This is a genomic window from Flexivirga sp. G2, from assembly GCF_055397625.1.
Genome location: NZ_AP039675.1, coordinates 3,506,013 through 3,520,307, shown reverse-complemented (window position 1 = coordinate 3,520,307; position 14,295 = coordinate 3,506,013). Strand labels below are relative to the sequence as shown.

General features: G+C 67.5%; 16 protein-coding genes. 7 read left to right on the top strand and 9 right to left on the bottom strand.

From position 1 onward, the window contains the following. The first annotated feature begins 200 nt into the window (after nt 1–200). The 7 genes from sucC (at nt 201) to ACZ50J_RS17025 (ending at nt 5,747) form a co-directional block, all read left to right on the top strand. On the top strand, nt 201–1,373 hold the full coding sequence (gene sucC / locus ACZ50J_RS17055) for an ADP-forming succinate--CoA ligase subunit beta (RefSeq protein WP_464298348.1): 1,173 nt from the start codon (nt 201–203) through the stop codon (nt 1,371–1,373). A gap of 35 nt (nt 1,374–1,408) precedes the next feature. Then, complete coding sequence (sucD, locus tag ACZ50J_RS17050) at nt 1,409–2,293, top strand: succinate--CoA ligase subunit alpha (protein ID WP_464298347.1); 885 nt, start codon at nt 1,409–1,411, stop codon at nt 2,291–2,293. 172 nt (nt 2,294–2,465) lie between these two features. After that, a complete protein-coding gene (locus tag ACZ50J_RS17045; RefSeq protein ID WP_464298346.1) occupies nt 2,466–2,642 on the top strand; it encodes a hypothetical protein in 177 nt (58 codons plus the stop codon). A 58-nt stretch (nt 2,643–2,700) separates the two neighbouring features. Further along, nucleotides 2,701–3,369 carry a pilus assembly protein TadG-related protein gene (locus ACZ50J_RS17040; RefSeq protein ID WP_464298345.1) on the top strand — a complete coding sequence of 223 codons (669 nt, stop codon included), beginning with the start codon at nt 2,701–2,703 and terminating at the stop codon, nt 3,367–3,369. Nucleotides 3,370–3,415: 46 nt separating this feature from the next. Then, nucleotides 3,416–4,465 carry an OmpA family protein gene (locus ACZ50J_RS17035; RefSeq protein ID WP_464298344.1) on the top strand — a complete coding sequence of 350 codons (1,050 nt, stop codon included), beginning with the start codon at nt 3,416–3,418 and terminating at the stop codon, nt 4,463–4,465. Then, nucleotides 4,462–5,115 carry a hypothetical protein gene (locus ACZ50J_RS17030; RefSeq protein ID WP_464298343.1) on the top strand — a complete coding sequence of 218 codons (654 nt, stop codon included), beginning with the start codon at nt 4,462–4,464 and terminating at the stop codon, nt 5,113–5,115. Before ACZ50J_RS17035 ends, ACZ50J_RS17030 begins: the two co-directional genes overlap by 4 nt. After that, entirely contained in the window at nt 5,112–5,747 is a 636-nt protein-coding gene (locus ACZ50J_RS17025) for a hypothetical protein (RefSeq protein ID WP_464298342.1), read from the top strand. The genes ACZ50J_RS17030 and ACZ50J_RS17025 overlap by 4 nt, the downstream gene beginning before the upstream one ends. A gap of 192 nt (nt 5,748–5,939) precedes the next feature. Here ACZ50J_RS17025 and ACZ50J_RS17020 read toward each other — a convergent pair whose 3' ends face one another. The 9 genes from ACZ50J_RS17020 to cpaB all read right to left on the bottom strand — a co-directional run bounded on the left by ACZ50J_RS17020 (nt 5,940) and on the right by cpaB (nt 14,065). Next, the gene (locus ACZ50J_RS17020; protein ID WP_464298341.1) at nt 5,940–6,149 is read right to left on the bottom strand and encodes a hypothetical protein; all 210 of its coding nucleotides are present in this window, start codon (nt 6,147–6,149) and stop codon (nt 5,940–5,942) included. 186 nt (nt 6,150–6,335) lie between these two features. Beyond that, entirely contained in the window at nt 6,336–7,010 is a 675-nt protein-coding gene (locus tag ACZ50J_RS17015) for a response regulator (protein WP_464298340.1), read from the bottom strand. A gap of 16 nt (nt 7,011–7,026) precedes the next feature. After that, a complete protein-coding gene (locus ACZ50J_RS17010) occupies nt 7,027–8,163 on the bottom strand; it encodes a sensor histidine kinase (protein ID WP_464298339.1) in 1,137 nt (378 codons plus the stop codon). A gap of 22 nt (nt 8,164–8,185) precedes the next feature. After that, nucleotides 8,186–9,088, bottom strand: coding sequence for a type II secretion system F family protein (locus ACZ50J_RS17005; RefSeq protein WP_464298338.1), 903 nt, complete (start codon nt 9,086–9,088; stop codon nt 8,186–8,188). Between the two features lies 1 nt (nt 9,089). Continuing rightward, nucleotides 9,090–10,016, bottom strand: a complete 927-nt coding sequence (locus tag ACZ50J_RS17000; RefSeq protein ID WP_464298337.1) for a type II secretion system F family protein — start codon at nt 10,014–10,016, stop codon at nt 9,090–9,092. 2 nt (nt 10,017–10,018) lie between these two features. Next, nucleotides 10,019–11,377 carry a CpaF family protein gene (locus tag ACZ50J_RS16995; protein WP_464298336.1) on the bottom strand — a complete coding sequence of 453 codons (1,359 nt, stop codon included), beginning with the start codon at nt 11,375–11,377 and terminating at the stop codon, nt 10,019–10,021. Continuing rightward, nucleotides 11,374–11,724, bottom strand: coding sequence for a hypothetical protein (locus ACZ50J_RS16990; RefSeq protein ID WP_464298335.1), 351 nt, complete (start codon nt 11,722–11,724; stop codon nt 11,374–11,376). Before ACZ50J_RS16990 ends, ACZ50J_RS16995 begins: the two co-directional genes overlap by 4 nt. Beyond that, nucleotides 11,721–13,334: an AAA family ATPase gene (locus ACZ50J_RS16985; RefSeq protein ID WP_464298334.1), complete on the bottom strand. Its 1,614-nt coding sequence runs from the start codon at nt 13,332–13,334 to the stop codon at nt 11,721–11,723. The genes ACZ50J_RS16990 and ACZ50J_RS16985 overlap by 4 nt, the downstream gene beginning before the upstream one ends. Then, nucleotides 13,331–14,065, bottom strand: a complete 735-nt coding sequence (cpaB, locus tag ACZ50J_RS16980; protein WP_464298333.1) for a Flp pilus assembly protein CpaB — start codon at nt 14,063–14,065, stop codon at nt 13,331–13,333. The genes ACZ50J_RS16985 and cpaB overlap by 4 nt, the downstream gene beginning before the upstream one ends. Nucleotides 14,066–14,295: the final 230 nt, after the last annotated feature.

Here is a 14,295-nt window from a genome sequence, read left to right as displayed (position 1 = left end):
TGTGCGTTCGACGCTGGGGCTACTAGCATCCGGACTGGACAACGAGGTCCCGGACACGTCGCTTCGGCGAGCGCGGAGACCTCATCCCTTCAGAAGTTCATCACGAATCAATGAGGGGGCCTGCTTCACGCCACGGCCGGCGTACACGCTGCGACGGGCCGGTACGCGAGGCCGACTCCCGGGACGAGGACGGATTCCGCGTGGATCTTTTCGAATATCAGGCGCGCGACATGTTCGAGGCGCACGGCGTACCCGTGCTGGCCGGACAGATCGCCACGACTGCCGAGCAGGCCGAGCAGGCCGCAGCCGAGATCGGTGCCAAGTCCGGCGGCGTGACCGTCGTCAAGGCGCAGGTCAAGACCGGTGGCCGCGGCAAGGCCGGCGGCGTCAAGGTCGCCAAGTCGCCGGAGGAGGCGCGTGACCGCGCCGCAGAGATCCTCGGCATGGACATCAAGGGCCACACCGTCGGCACGGTGATGATCGCCCAGGGCGCGGACATCAAGGAGGAGTACTACTTCTCCGTCCTGCTCGATCGAGCCAACCGCACCTACCTTGCGATGTGCAGCAAGGAGGGCGGCATGGAGATCGAGCAGCTCGCCGTCGAGCGCCCGGACGCGCTCGCGCGCATCGCCGTCGACCCCAACGTCGGCATCGACGCGGCCAAGGCGCAGGAGATCGTCGACGCGGCCGGTTTCGACGCCGAGCTCGGCGCCAAGATCGCTCCGGTGCTGCAGAAGCTGTGGGACGTCTACCGCGAGGAGGACGCCACGCTCGTCGAGGTCAACCCGCTGGTCCAGACCGGGGCCGGCGACATCGTCGCCCTCGACGGCAAGGTGACGCTCGACGAGAACGCCGACTTCCGCCACCCGAACCACGAGGCGCTCGAGGACAAGGGTGCGGCGGACCCGCTGGAGGCCAAGGCCAAGGAGAAGGGCCTCAACTACGTCAAGCTCGACGGGCAGGTCGGCATCATCGGCAACGGCGCCGGACTGGTCATGTCCACGCTCGACGTCGTCGCCTACGCCGGCGAGCAGTATGACGTGAAGCCCGCCAACTTCCTGGACATCGGCGGCGGCGCGAACGCGCAGGTCATGGCCGACGGTCTGGACGTCATCCTCGGTGACGAGCAGGTCCGCTCCGTCTTCGTCAACGTCTTCGGTGGCATCACCGCGTGTGACGAGGTCGCCAACGGCATCAAGGGTGCGCTGGAGATCCTCGGCGACAATGCGAAGAAGCCGCTCGTCGTCCGCCTCGACGGCAACAACGTCGAGAAGGGTCGCGCGATCCTCAACGAGCTGAACCACCCGCTGGTCACCCAGGTCGACACGATGGACGGCGCCGCGGCCAAGGCCGCCGAGCTCGCCTCCAAGTGATCCGCTGACGGCATACGAAAAAGGAATCTTCAAGAATGTCAATCTTTTTGAACGCTGACAGCAAGATCATCGTCCAGGGCATGACCGGTGGCATGGGCTCCAAGCACACCGCGCTGATGCTCGAGGCGGGCTCCAACATCGTCGGCGGTGTCAACGCTCGCAAGGCCGGCACGAAGGCCGAGATCGGCGGCCAGGAGCTGCCCGTCTTCGGCACCGTCAAGGAGGCCATGGAGGCCACCGGTGCGAACGTCTCGGTAGCTTTCGTGCCGCCGAAGTTCGCCAAGGACGCCGCCGTCGAGGCCATCGACGCCGAGATCCCCTTGTTGGTCGTCATCACCGAGGGCATACCGGTGAAGGACTCCGCCGAGTTCTACAACTACTCGATCGGCAAGAAGACCCGCATCATCGGCCCCAACTGCCCCGGCATCATCACGCCGGAGGAGTCGCTGGCCGGTATCACGCCGCACACCATCGCGGGCAGGGGTCCGATCGGCCTGGTCTCCAAGTCCGGCACGCTGACCTACCAGATGATGTACGAGCTGCGGGACTTCGGCTTCACCACGGCCATCGGCATCGGCGGTGACCCGGTCATCGGCACCACGCACATCGACGCGCTCGAGGCGTTCGAGGCCGACCCCGACACCAAGGCGATCGTCATGATCGGTGAGATCGGCGGCGACGCCGAGGAGCGTGCCGCGGCATACATCAAGGAGCACGTGACCAAGCCCGTCGTCGGGTACGTCGCAGGCTTCACCGCCCCGGAGGGCAAGACCATGGGCCACGCAGGCGCCATCGTCTCCGGTTCGTCCGGCACCGCCGCGGCGAAGAAGGAAGCACTCGAGGCGGCCGGCGTCAAGGTCGGCAAGACGCCGTCCGAGACCGCCGAGTTGATGCGCGAGATTTTGAAGAACCTCGCCTAGGCGCACGTACGTACAACCACCAACCGGCCGTCGGATTCTTCCGGCGGCCGGTTCGTCGTTCCGGCCCCGCTCGACTGGGCCCGTGGGCCCTGTGACCGATCGGTTCCCTTCAGTAGCCTGGTTTTTCGCCAGATTCCGTGCGTCGACCCGGAGCCACGACAGGAAGTTCGGTATGACCAGCAGAGTTCATTCCCGATCGCGCAGCGAACGCGGCCAGGGGACGTTGGAGTATGTCGGCATGATCGCGCTGGCTGCTCTGCTGGTCATCGCCATCGTCGCCGCGTTCGGGAAGGGCACCAGCCTCGCCGATGTCGTGAGTGGCGCCCTGGCCAAAATCACCGGGATCTGATCGGGCACTTCCGGCGTCCAAGCCGTGAATGTGCGTTGCCGACAGGAAGGTATGCCGGGTGAGGACCGTGATGCGACGGCTCCGTCGAGCCGATGACGACAGCGGTCAGGTGGCCACGGGTCTGATCATCTGCTCCCTGCTGGGCCTGGTCGCGGCCGCGTTCTGGGTGATGCTGCCGATCGGGTCCGCGGTCAACCAGAAGTCCGGGGTGCAGAACGCGGCCGATGCCGCCGCCCTGGCCGGCGCGGACGACGTGGTCGCACATGTCATTCAGGACGTGCGCACGCTGCCGGTCGGGCCGTTCGAACCCGACACCTTCTTCTGCGGTCTGGGCGAAACGGACGCGCGCAGCCTCGCGAAAGAGAACGGTGCGCACGTGACGAGCTACTGCTACGACTGGCACACCGACGAAGCCACCGTCGAGGTCGCGTCCGACAAGGCGCTGTCCGGCGGACAGCACTCCAAGGCGAAAGCCGTTGCGCGCACTGGTGTTCCGTGGGGCGACTGCCATTTCGTCGGCCTGCCGACCCCGTCACCCACGCCGACGCCGAGTCCCAGTTCACCCAGCACATCCCCGTCACCGACTCCGTCGAGCAGCACACCCGCGGAACCCGTCCAATTGGTGTGCGGCGGTACGACGATCGACTACGACCTGAAAGACGGGCACCTCGTGCTCCACGATCAGCAAGCGCTGCGCAATATGTTGAAACCTCGCCTGGTGGACTGACCGAGGTCCTGACCGAGACGTTTCCCCGGAGAAAGGAACCACCGACGTGCTTTCCAGAGTGCGAGTCCGAGCAGGTGCTCTCGCCGCCTCGACCGCTGTACTGCTGGCCGGCGCCGTTGCCGGCCCGGCGGCCGCAGCCGGCACCGACGAGATCCCGATCGCCGGAACCTTCGTCTACAACGGGTACAACGACCCCTCGAACGCGGAGATCCACGGCGCGATCCATGCCGTCGTGCGAGTGCCCGGGGGCACCGCGGTCTACTTCTCGATCGGCGGAAAGGGCGCGAGCCCGGGCGCGGTGATGCCGAGCGTCGGGCTCGGCTCGTCATACGCGGTCGGTTCGGCGTGGGCGGTGTCGGTGGTCGACACGAAGGGGCTGAAGCTCTACCTGCCGCTCGCCTCCAACGGCCAGAAGTGCCTGTGCAGCAGTCAAACTGACGTCACCGACTACGGCGGCACGACGAAACCGCAGGTCGGGTATGCCGTGCTGCCGCCGCTGCCGAAGGACCTCAAGAGCGTGACCGTGCAGTTCGGGTTCGGCAATCTTGTCGTCGACGTCCCTGTCACCGACTCGCTGCCGGCACCCACGACGTCGGCGTCGCCGGTCACCCTCGGCAACGGCTGGCCGAAGCTGCCGGACGAAGCGACGATCCAGCAGGCCGACCCGAAGCCCTCGATCCGTCCGCTGGTGAGCAACGTCGCGGATCCGGACACCGCCACGAAACGCACATCGGACCAGACCGCCATCTCGGTGGACACCGATGTGCTGTTCGACTACGGCAATGCCGATCTGACACCGAAGGCGCAGGGGACCTTGCAGAAGGTCGCCGCCCAGCTGTCCGCGAAGGGCTCGGGCCAGGTGTCCGTCGTCGGTTACACCGACAGCTCGGGCAGTGACTCGTTCAACCAGACGTTGTCGGAGAAGCGGGCGCAGTCCGTGCAACGCGCGCTGCAGAAGCTGGTGCACAAGGACGGCCTGACCTTCACCTCCTCCGGCAAGGGCGAGAACGACCCGATCGCCGACAACACGACGGCCGACGGCCGACGGCTGAACCGGCGCGTCACCGTGACTTTCAAGACGGGGGGCGCGAAATGAGCGCACCGAAATGGACGGGACCGAAATGGGCTGCGCTGTCCGCAGCCGCCCTGTTGACCATCGCCGTCGCCGGGTGCAGTGGCCACTCGCCGTCCGGCACGGTGTCCTCGTCCGGCACCGCCGGCTCCGGCACGACGTCGTCGTCGGGCGGGGGACAGCCGACCGGCAAGGGGCCGTCGGCAGCGGACGCAGCGATCGCGAAGGTCATGGGATCGAGCAACGATCTGCGCGTGCTCGCCTCGAGCAAGGGCACGCTGAAGAGCAGCACCGGTTCGGCGGCGGTCGTCGCCGAGGTGCTGCAGGTGACGAGCTCGGCGCAGGCGACCCGGGTCACCTGGCGGCTGAAGAGCGCAACGTCCGCAACGGCGAACACCAAGTCGTTCCAGTTCGCGCGGCCGCCGCTCTTCGACACCCGCCTGCTCGGGGTGGTCGACCCGCAGACGAAGAAGACATTTCATCCCTACACGCTGGTCCCGGCCGGAGGTGACGGCACGGACACCGACTGTGCGTGCAGCAGTCTCCCGGACTCGGTCAACGCCACCGGCACCGTCATGTATGCCGTACTGCCCGCGCTGCCGACCGGAGTGTCCACCGTGAACGTCAGCCTTCCAGGCTTCAAGACGATGACCGGCGTTCAGGTGCAGTCATGAGACGAATGCTGGTCGTGACCGCCACCGTGAGCGTCCTGCTGTCCGTCGCCGGCTGCGGCGGCAGCTCCGGTGGGGCCGACAAGTCGGTCGCTCCGTCGACGGCGCTGCCGCCGTCCGCCAGGAGCACCGAGAAGCCGATCTTCCCGGCCTCCGACGGACCCGGCGGAGCCGAGCGGGTCACTCATGGGCCGGTGTCGCTCGCGGTGCCGCCGACCTTCGAGCAGCAGGGCGATGCGGTCAAGCAGAGCACATCGACCACGGTGACCTACGGGTCCACCCGCCGTGAGGGCACCCAGCGGGTCGCGATCGGGGTGACCTGGTCCAACAGCAAGGACGGCAAGTCCGCGAAGCAGGAGGCGCAGGCGTTCCGCGGCCAGTTGCTCGACGTCGAACACGTCAAGGACCTGCGCATGGTGAAGGTGAGCTGGCCGGGGCTGCAGGACGCCTATCAATTCGCCTACACCGACCACAATGTGTCGCCCGGGATGCAGACCCTCGTGTTGATGGGCGAGGACGCCGGCGGACAGTACATTTCGGTCACCGCCAAATCCCCGGCGTCGCTGAAGGCGCCGTTGCAGGTCGAATCCATCTGTGGTTCATTGCGCCTGGCGAAGGCGTCCAGCGGTACCTGAAATCAATCGTCGTCACGCCATACCACTGGCGCGGCATACGAAAGAATGGGCGGCCATCCGATCGGATGGCCGCCCATTCTGTTGTAGCTCACCTGAATGCGATTCCTGTCCTGAGCGCGCCGCCAATGCGCCCCACAACAGAAGAATGGCCACCTCCCGGAGGAGGTGGCCATTCGTCGTCCGGTGGCTGGTTCAGCCACCGATGCCGGTGATCTTGGTGATGGCGCTGGTCACCTTGGTGCCCAGCGAGCTGCCGTTGCCGAAGGCGGTCACGATCGCCATGACCAGCAGGGCGGCGAGTGCGATCATGCCGACGTATTCCAGCGTTCCCTGGCCCTTTTCGGCGCGGGCCTCGAAAGCGTTGGCGAGGCGGATACGAGTGGAAACAAGTGCACGAGTCATTGGTCTTCTCCTTGATTGAATTCAACGGGAAGAGTTTTCCCGTCCCCCCTCGGGGATTTCTTTTTCCTGATGAAGAAAACAATATGCGAGACGGGTATTCATCGGCAGGGCCCGCAGGCCCAATCCCGGGCCCATCTGTGCACGATGTCCGCCTGGGCCCGAGGGCCGTGGGCGCGTGCTGCCCCGTCAGGTCAACCATAGAGAGACCGCTGCGGAGCGGGTGGTGACGCCGAGCTTGGCGAAGATGTGGTTGACGTGGTTCTTGACGGTCTTCTCCGCGAGGAACAGCTTCCCGGAGATCTCGCCGTTGGCCAGGCCCGTCGCGATCAGGTCCATGATCTCCAGCTCGCGGCGGCTGAGCCCGTAGACGTCGTGCCGGCTCGCGTCGGGCAGCGGCGCCGACGCCGTCAGGGCGCTGTGCACGGCGTCGATCGCCGGCTGCGACAGCACGGATCCGCCCTGTGCGACCGATCGGATCGCCGCAGACAGCTCCGGCGGCGAGAACGCACCGTGCACGAGGTAGCCGCGCGCGCCGGCCGTCAGCGCGCCGCGGATGATGTCCGGCGCATCGGAGTAGGTCAGCATCAGCACGTTGGTGATCTCGTGGACGTCCTGGGCGACGCTGATGCCGTCGGCGAACGGCATACGCACGTCGACCAGGGCCACGTCCGGGCGCTCGCGCTGGATCAGCCGGATCGCAGCGCGTCCGTCGCCGGCCTCGCCGACCACCTCCAGGGACGGGTCGACCTCGAGCATGTTGCGCAACCCGACGCGGATGATCTCGTTGTCATCGACGAGCGCTATCCGCAGGTGGTTGTTCGCGGTCGCGGGTTCCACCCCGCGGGCGTCCAGGGACGTCATGACAGCGTCAGCTCCTTCATCGGGGCAGGGAGAGTTGGACCGTGGTGCCTCGCGGCGTACGGCGGGCGATCGACAGGGAACCGTCGGCGGCGACGGCACGCTCGCGCATGCCGAGCAGGCCGAAGCGCTTGCGTTTGACGGCCGCCGCCAGGCTGTCGGCGAAACCGACGCCGTCGTCGTGGATGCTGAGGGCGATGCGTTCCGCGTCGCCGGTGAAGACGACGTCGACGCTCTGCGCGGCGGCGTGCCGGTGGACGTTCTCCAATGACTCGGCGAGGACCGCCAGCACGACCTCGCGCTCGCGGTCGCCGACATCGGCGATGCCCTCGCTGCTGGTGTGCACGGGAATGCCGGTCGTCTCGGACCACTGGTGGCAGTGCTCGGTGAGCACCTCGAGCAGCGGTCGGTCGCTCTGGTGGGTGCGCAGCCCGACGAGGATCGCGCGGGCCTCCTGCGCGCCGCGTTCGGCGTGTGTGGCCAGGTCGGCGGCCATGGTGTTCGCCCGGCGCGAGTCGTGCTCGATCCAGTGCGGCAGGGACGCCGCGGACAGGGCGATCCCGTGCATGGTCTTGCCCAGCGAGTCGTGCATGTCCCGAGCCAGCCGGGCGCGCTCGTCGGCGGCTGCCCGGTCGCCCTGGACCCGCTGCAGCTCCGCGACCATCGCGGTCAGCTGCTGCGTTCCGTAACTGATGGCGAAGCCGATCCCGGCCATCGCCAGGTAGACGAACGGCACCCCGACGGTGCTGATGTATGGCGCCCCGCCGAGCCCCGTGTGCGCCTCGAGCGCGCTCAGATAACCCAGCTCGAGGACGAGCAGCAGCAGCATCGCGACGAACCAGCGGAACAGCGCACCGATCAGCAGAGCCGTCGGGAAGGTCGCGAGCAGCAGCACGTTGTCCGGGCCGGTGACCGAGATCATGATCGTCACCACGCCCACGTCGAGCATCGCCAGGACCGGGTGCCGTTGCAGCCAGCCGATCCCACCCATCCGGTCGGTGATCCCGACGAAGGTCAGCGCCGCGAGCACCAGCGCCCACCCCCAGAAGCCGCCCGTCCGACTCACCGACACCGATGCCGAGACCGCCAGCACGAGTGCCGCGAGCCGAATGAACAGGGCGCTGCGCACCACGATGCGAAACAGCCGATTCGACACGGGCGCAGCGGGATTCAAGTGCTCAACCAAGGAGACCACCCAGGTCGGCGCCGGAGCCGATCACGATGCCGACGAGCACCATGATGAGTACGGCGGGCACGAGGATCAGCGACGTGATCAGGGTGATCTGCGGAGCCGCGCGGGCGGCCTTGCGGCGCATCCGCTGTGCGGACTCACGCCGCATGTCCGTGGCGATGGTGTTCAGCGTGTCGGCGAGTGGTGCGCCGAGTTCCTCGGACTGCAGGAACGCGGCGACGAACTGTGTCATCGACGCCGCGGCGTTGCGCTCCTTCAGGCCGGTGAAGGCCTGCCGGATGCTCGCGCCGTTCTGCAACTGCCCGAGTACGACGTTGATCTCCTCGCCGAGCGGCCCACCGAAACGCTCACCGACGCGGGCGAGGGCGGGGCGGAACGCGACGCCGGCCTTGACCGTGACCGCGAGGATGTCCAGGAAGTCCGGCAGGTTGTTGTCGATGGCCTCGCGGCGCTTGCGCCGGGCGCCGCTCAGCCCGCCGAACGTCATCAGCAACGGCACGCCGAGGGGTGCGATCGCCAGCACCAGGTTGCCCTGGCCGAGGAACATCACGCACAGCGGGAGGGTCAGGAGGTACCACATGACCAGCCGACGCAGGAAGGAGTCGACCGTCATACCGTTCGGTCGGCCGGCCTCGTTGATGCGGCGTTGCAGGTTGGCGGTGCGCTTCGGGCCGAGCGTCCGGCGCACCGCCGGGACGAAGCGGGATGCGAGCTTCTCCAGCGGCCGCAGGCCCTTGGCCTCCTCACGCTGGGCGCCGCGCAGCAGGACGAGGTCCTCGACGGCGAGTCCCTCGGCGGCGTCGGACCGCATCCGCCGGTAGCCGAGGAGGAAGAGCACGAAGCACGTCGTCAGCGCGGCGCCGGCCGCCAGAGGCATCAGCGAACTCATCTCAGGGCTCGATCCGGGTGATGCGGCGGATCAGGAACAGGCCGAGGGCGTAGAGGCCGCCGGAGGCGACCAGCGCGATCTGGCCGAAGGGTGAGGTGGTCATCTTCTCCACGGTTCCCGCGTTGAGGGTGTTGAGCATGACGAGCATCAGCAGTCCCATCCCGGCCACCATGTAGCCGGTCAGGGTGGCCTGCGCCAGGGTTGTCCGGATCTCGCGACGCGTCTCCTTGCGCGCCTCGAGCGTGTCGGCGATGTCCCGCAACGAGGTGACCAGCGAGCCGCCGCTGCGCGACGAGACGAGCAGTGTCGACACCAGCACCTGGATCTCCCGGGACGGCAGGCGCTCGTGGATCCCGGTGAGCCCGTTCTCCAACGAGTCGCCGAACTGCATGGCCCGCGCCACGCGGGACAGCTCCTCCGAGGCGGGCTCGGCGAGTTCGTCCGAGGCGAGCGAGACGGCCGTCCGGATCGACAAACCGGCGCCGGTGGCGTTCGCCAGCACGCGGGCCAGCTCCGGCATCTGCAGGATGAAGGCCTCCCGGCGACGTTCGCGAGCTCGGCGCAGGAAGACCCGCAGGCCCTGCACCGACACCGCCAGCCCCAGGACGCCGAAGGCCGGCGCGAGGAGCTTGTCCAGGATGAGCGCGAAGAGTATGGCGGCGGCCGCGGCCAGCAGAGCCACCTGCAACGGCGGCCGCTTGATGCCGGCCAGGACCAGGTGGGTGTTGACCCACTGTCCGGGCCGGGTCCGCCGGAACCGGGCGTCGAGCTTGCTGAAGCCACTGGTCTGCGGTGCGTCGTCCTCGGCGAGGATCAGGTCGTGCAGTCGGGAGCGCTCGGTGAGCACCCCGGCGATGTCACGTACGCCGGCAACGAAGACGGCGGCGACGAGCAGTGTCGCGCAGAGGAGCAGGACCGGACTGTTCATGGTCACTCCACCACCGGCATACCGTCGGGGAGGTGTTCGCCGGCCGACTCGAGCCGATCGCGCAGCCGCGCGGGAGCCGAACCGGCAACGAAGCCACCGGGTTTCGCGTTCGGTCCCACTGCGCCCGGATCCCAACGCATCAGCGAGTGCAGGCGGAACGGTGCGTCGTACTCGGAGGCGACGTAGTCGCACGAGACGACCCGGCGGGCTCCGTCCGAGCCGCGTTGCAGCTGGACGATCACGTCGACCGCCTGGTTGACCTGCTCGTGCAGCGCCTGGAACGGGATTTCCACATCGCTCATCGAGGCCAGCGTCTGCAAGCGGGTCAACGCATCGCCCGCGGTGTTGGCGTGCACCGTGGTCAGTGACCCCTCGTGCCCGGTGTTCATCGCCTGCAGCATGTCCAGCGCTTCACCGCCACGACATTCACCGACGACGATCCGGTCGGGGCGCATCCGCAGTGAGTTGCGCACCAGCTCGCGGATCGGCACCGCACCGGTGCCCTCCACGTTCGCCGGCCGTGTCTCCAGGCGGATGACGTGCTCCTGCTCGAGCGACAACTCTGCGGCGTCCTCGATGGTGATGATGCGTTCGTGATCGGGGATGAACGCGGACAGCGCGTTGAGCATGGTGGTCTTGCCGGACGCCGTGCCGCCGGAGACGATCACGTTGAGACGGGCCTGCACACAGCGGCGCAGGAACTCCGCGGTCGTCGCGTCGAGGGTGCCGCGCGCCAGCAGTTCGCCGAGGCCGTACGCCTTCGGGAAGAGCCGGATCGTGACGACGGGTCCGTTGAGCGCGAGCGGCGGAAGCACGACGTGCACGCGAGCCCCGCGCGGCATACGAGCGTCCGGTGGCAAGCGGGCGTCGACCATCGGATTCGACTCGTCCACGCGGCGGTTGACCGTCGACACGATGCGGTCGATGGTCTGCACCAGCTGCTCCTCGCTGGAGAACGCCGACGGCAGCCGTTGCAGCTTGCCGAAGCGCTCGACATACAGCTCCTGGTGGCCGTTGATCATGATCTCGCTGATCGTGTCGTCCGCGAGGAGCGGCTCCAGGACCCCGAGTCCGACGGCCTCGTCGACGACCCGACGGACCAGTTGATTGCGTTGCCGTGAGCTGAGGATCAGTCCCTCGCGCGACACCAGGTGGGCCATGACGCGCTCGAGGCGGACCCGTCGTTGCGACGCGTCCATGCGACTGAGCTCGCCCAGGTCGATCTCGTCGAGCAGGATCGCCTTGAACCGGCGGATCACCGCTTCGTCGGCGTCGTCCAGGGGCTGCTGGTTGCTGGATCGCGGCGTCCGCGGGGCGATCACCTGCCGCTCGTCGGACGCGGTCGAGAAGTGCCCTCTCATGGCATCACGACCGTCTTGCTGACGTCGTGCAGCGGCAGCACGCTCATCCGCGGAATGTGCACCGTGACGGTCGCCGCGTGTCGCGGGCCGTGCACCGTGACCGATGCCGGCTGGATGCCCGAGGGCAACGAGCGACGAGCCGCTGCGGTCGGATCCTGTCCGAGCGAGTAGGCACGTGCGGCTGCCCGCGCAGCGGACTCGGCAGCATCCGCGGTGTATGCCGATGCGACGAACTGCAGGATCATCGACACGACCAGCGCGACGAGCGGAAGCAGGCCGACGACCTCGATGCTGGCGACCCCGCGATCACGAGCGGACGATCGCCGAATTCCGTTGCGAATGCTCATGGTTCCTGCACCACCTTGCGGGTCGCATCGATCGACCACGGCCCGGTGAACACGCCGGGGACGAAGATCGGCACCTTGACGTGCACGTGCACGACGCCGTCGGCCGGGGCCCTGGTGCTCGGATCGACGCTCATGCCGTCCCGGAAGTAGCTGGGCACCTTCTCGTAAGCGGTCGGTCCGGGCGCCTGTCCCATCGACGCCTGTCGCGCTGCGGCATCCGCGGCGTGCGAGGCGTAGATGGACGACATACCGACGAGGGCGATCTGCCAGAGGAACACACAGACCAGCAGGATGGTCGGCAGCAGGCCGACGGTCTCGATGCTGATCTGCCCGGACTCTGCTCCGGTGGCCTTGGCATCCCGCTGCCACCGCTTGCCACGACTGCGGCGGCGTTCGCTGCGTCGGGTCGTGATCTCCGCCTTGATCGCCTCGGCCGCGACATCGGTCCGCGGCTTGACCGGGACGACCTCGATCTCCTTGCCGATCGCGCGCAGCGCCTTCCACCAGGAGGTCTCCCGGAGGGTGAGCGGATCGCGCGAGTTGACCGCGGCCTCGAGCTGCTTGTGGAGCGAGGGGAGTGCGACCGAGATGACCGGTGCCTGGGCCAAGCGGTGGACCAGGTCGGCCTGGATGGCGTTGCGCTTGCTGCTGTTGTTGACGAGCACCCGGGTCGTGTCTGCCTTGCGGACGCCGAGTCCGTCCCACGAATCCAGGTTGCGTCGAACACCGCGCAGGGAGAGCACGTCAGGAGTGGTCACCATGACGACCTCGTCGGCAAGCTCGACGGCGGCCACCTGGGTCGGTGTCACGTGTGAGCCACCGTCGATGACCACCAGGTCGTACGCCTGGCGCAGCGTGGCGATGATGACGCGGACGGACTGCGGGGTGATGAATTCGACGTCCTGCACCTGATGCGGTGTGAGCAGGAGGTGCAGACCGGAGTCGTGCGGGACGACGGCGTCGGCGATGGTTCGCACGTTCAGGTCGTCGGAGACGCGCGCGACGTCGGCGATCGAACTGCGGTAGCGAACGTCGATCAGACTGGAAACGTCACCCTTCTCGAGGTCGAGGTCGAGCAGCGCGACGCGATAACCCGGGACCTCGCGGGCGACGTCGAGAGCGATGTGCGTCGCCACGGTCGAGGTGCCCACGCCGCCCTTCGACCCGGTGAAGCAGATGACTCGCGCGCCGACGCCTCCGACCGAATCATGAGGTGCTGCAACAACATCCGTCATGGCCCGCGACCACTCAGCCGCAGCACGCAGCCTGGCTTCGACCTCCTCGAAGGCCAGCGGGTAGGTCAGGATGCCGCGGGCGCCCGCCTCGACGAGTGGCATGAGCGACTCCGGGGACGGGGCGTTGCACACCACGATCGTCGACATCGTCGGACGGCGCAGGGACAGCTCGCGCACCACGTCGATCGCGGTCTGCGGGCCGATGGCGTCGTGCAGGATCGCGACGTCGGGCTCGAGTCGGATCACGGCGGCGCTGAACTCGCTCGTCGTCTCGGCGATGTAACCGATCTCAAGATCGCCGATTTCGTCCAATTGAGAACGCAATTCGTAGGCAAGGGCCTGATCGGCGCAGCCGATCACCACTAGGTTGCTCACTTCGATCCCTCCGGCACTGCTTTGCCGCCGAGCTTCGTCGCGTCATACGGGTCGTCGCTGCTCGAATCCTGTTCGCCGACCGGAGGCAGTTTCACGATGCGCAGGTCGGCCGCGAAGGCGGACGCGTAGGTCACCGCCAACGAGTCCTCGGCGGTGAGCGCCAATGTCACGGCGATGTAGTTGGCCGGCGAGCCGCTGGTTCCCTTGGCTCCCGACGAATTCTGTTCTGACTGTGGGGAACTCACGGACACAACCTTGACGTTGTGCACCAGGACCCGCACCTGCTTAGGCAGTCCCTCGACATCCGAGTAGACGGCATACGCGTCGACGGAGTCGCCGGCACGCACCGCGGTGGCACCTCCGGTCACCGCGTCGACCTTGATGGTGATGAAGCGCTGATGTTGTGTCTGGTCGGTGGGTGCCACCAGCAGATCCGAGGTCAGGGTCGCTCCGGCGGAGACGCTGACGGCGAGCTTGTGGCCCACCACCTGGCTCGGATCCGTGATCGTCTGCGCACCGACCCAGCGTTTGGGGACCTCGACGGTCTTGAGATCGGTCTGCCGGATCACTGCGAACGCCGAGCGCGACTTCTTCAGCGCCAGGACCGTCACCTTGGACCCCACCTGGGTGTTCACGTTGCTGACGTATGACGAGACTCCGGCGAAGACCGCGATGGCTCCGAGGACCGCGACGATGATCAACACCATGCCCCTGCGTTGACGCGGGTTCATCGCTGGTTCTTCCCTTCCGACGGGTTGGCCTGCTCGCCTCAGTGCGGGCGACGCGGGCTGTGCGTTCTTACCCGAATATCGATGTGGCGGAACGCAAATCGGTTCCACGAATCCCCAAGGGTTCGCCTTCGTGCCCGGTCGCGACAGGGACCCTGGGCCCACATTTGGTCCCAGTGGAGCTGGGTCTGCATTGGGGGTCCCGGACCCATCGGTGCGTGCCCTCGCATCGG

What these genes read in the sequence shown, in the direction of transcription:
- sucD (WP_464298347.1), top strand. Translation starts at nt 1,409, where the DNA reads ATGTCAATCTTTTTGAACGCTGACAGCAAGATCATCGTCCAGGGCATG.
- ACZ50J_RS17045 (WP_464298346.1), top strand. Translation starts at nt 2,466, where the DNA reads ATGACCAGCAGAGTTCATTCCCGATCGCGCAGCGAACGCGGCCAGGGG.
- ACZ50J_RS17030 (WP_464298343.1), top strand. Translation starts at nt 4,462, where the DNA reads ATGAGCGCACCGAAATGGACGGGACCGAAATGGGCTGCGCTGTCCGCA.
- ACZ50J_RS17025 (WP_464298342.1), top strand. Translation starts at nt 5,112, where the DNA reads ATGAGACGAATGCTGGTCGTGACCGCCACCGTGAGCGTCCTGCTGTCC.
- ACZ50J_RS17020 (WP_464298341.1), bottom strand. Translation starts at nt 6,149, where the DNA reads ATGACTCGTGCACTTGTTTCCACTCGTATCCGCCTCGCCAACGCTTTC.
- ACZ50J_RS17015 (WP_464298340.1), bottom strand. Translation starts at nt 7,010, where the DNA reads ATGACGTCCCTGGACGCCCGCGGGGTGGAACCCGCGACCGCGAACAAC.
- ACZ50J_RS17005 (WP_464298338.1), bottom strand. Translation starts at nt 9,088, where the DNA reads ATGAGTTCGCTGATGCCTCTGGCGGCCGGCGCCGCGCTGACGACGTGC.
- ACZ50J_RS17000 (WP_464298337.1), bottom strand. Translation starts at nt 10,016, where the DNA reads ATGAACAGTCCGGTCCTGCTCCTCTGCGCGACACTGCTCGTCGCCGCC.
- ACZ50J_RS16995 (WP_464298336.1), bottom strand. Translation starts at nt 11,377, where the DNA reads ATGAGAGGGCACTTCTCGACCGCGTCCGACGAGCGGCAGGTGATCGCC.
- ACZ50J_RS16990 (WP_464298335.1), bottom strand. Translation starts at nt 11,724, where the DNA reads ATGAGCATTCGCAACGGAATTCGGCGATCGTCCGCTCGTGATCGCGGG.
- cpaB (WP_464298333.1), bottom strand. Translation starts at nt 14,065, where the DNA reads ATGAACCCGCGTCAACGCAGGGGCATGGTGTTGATCATCGTCGCGGTC.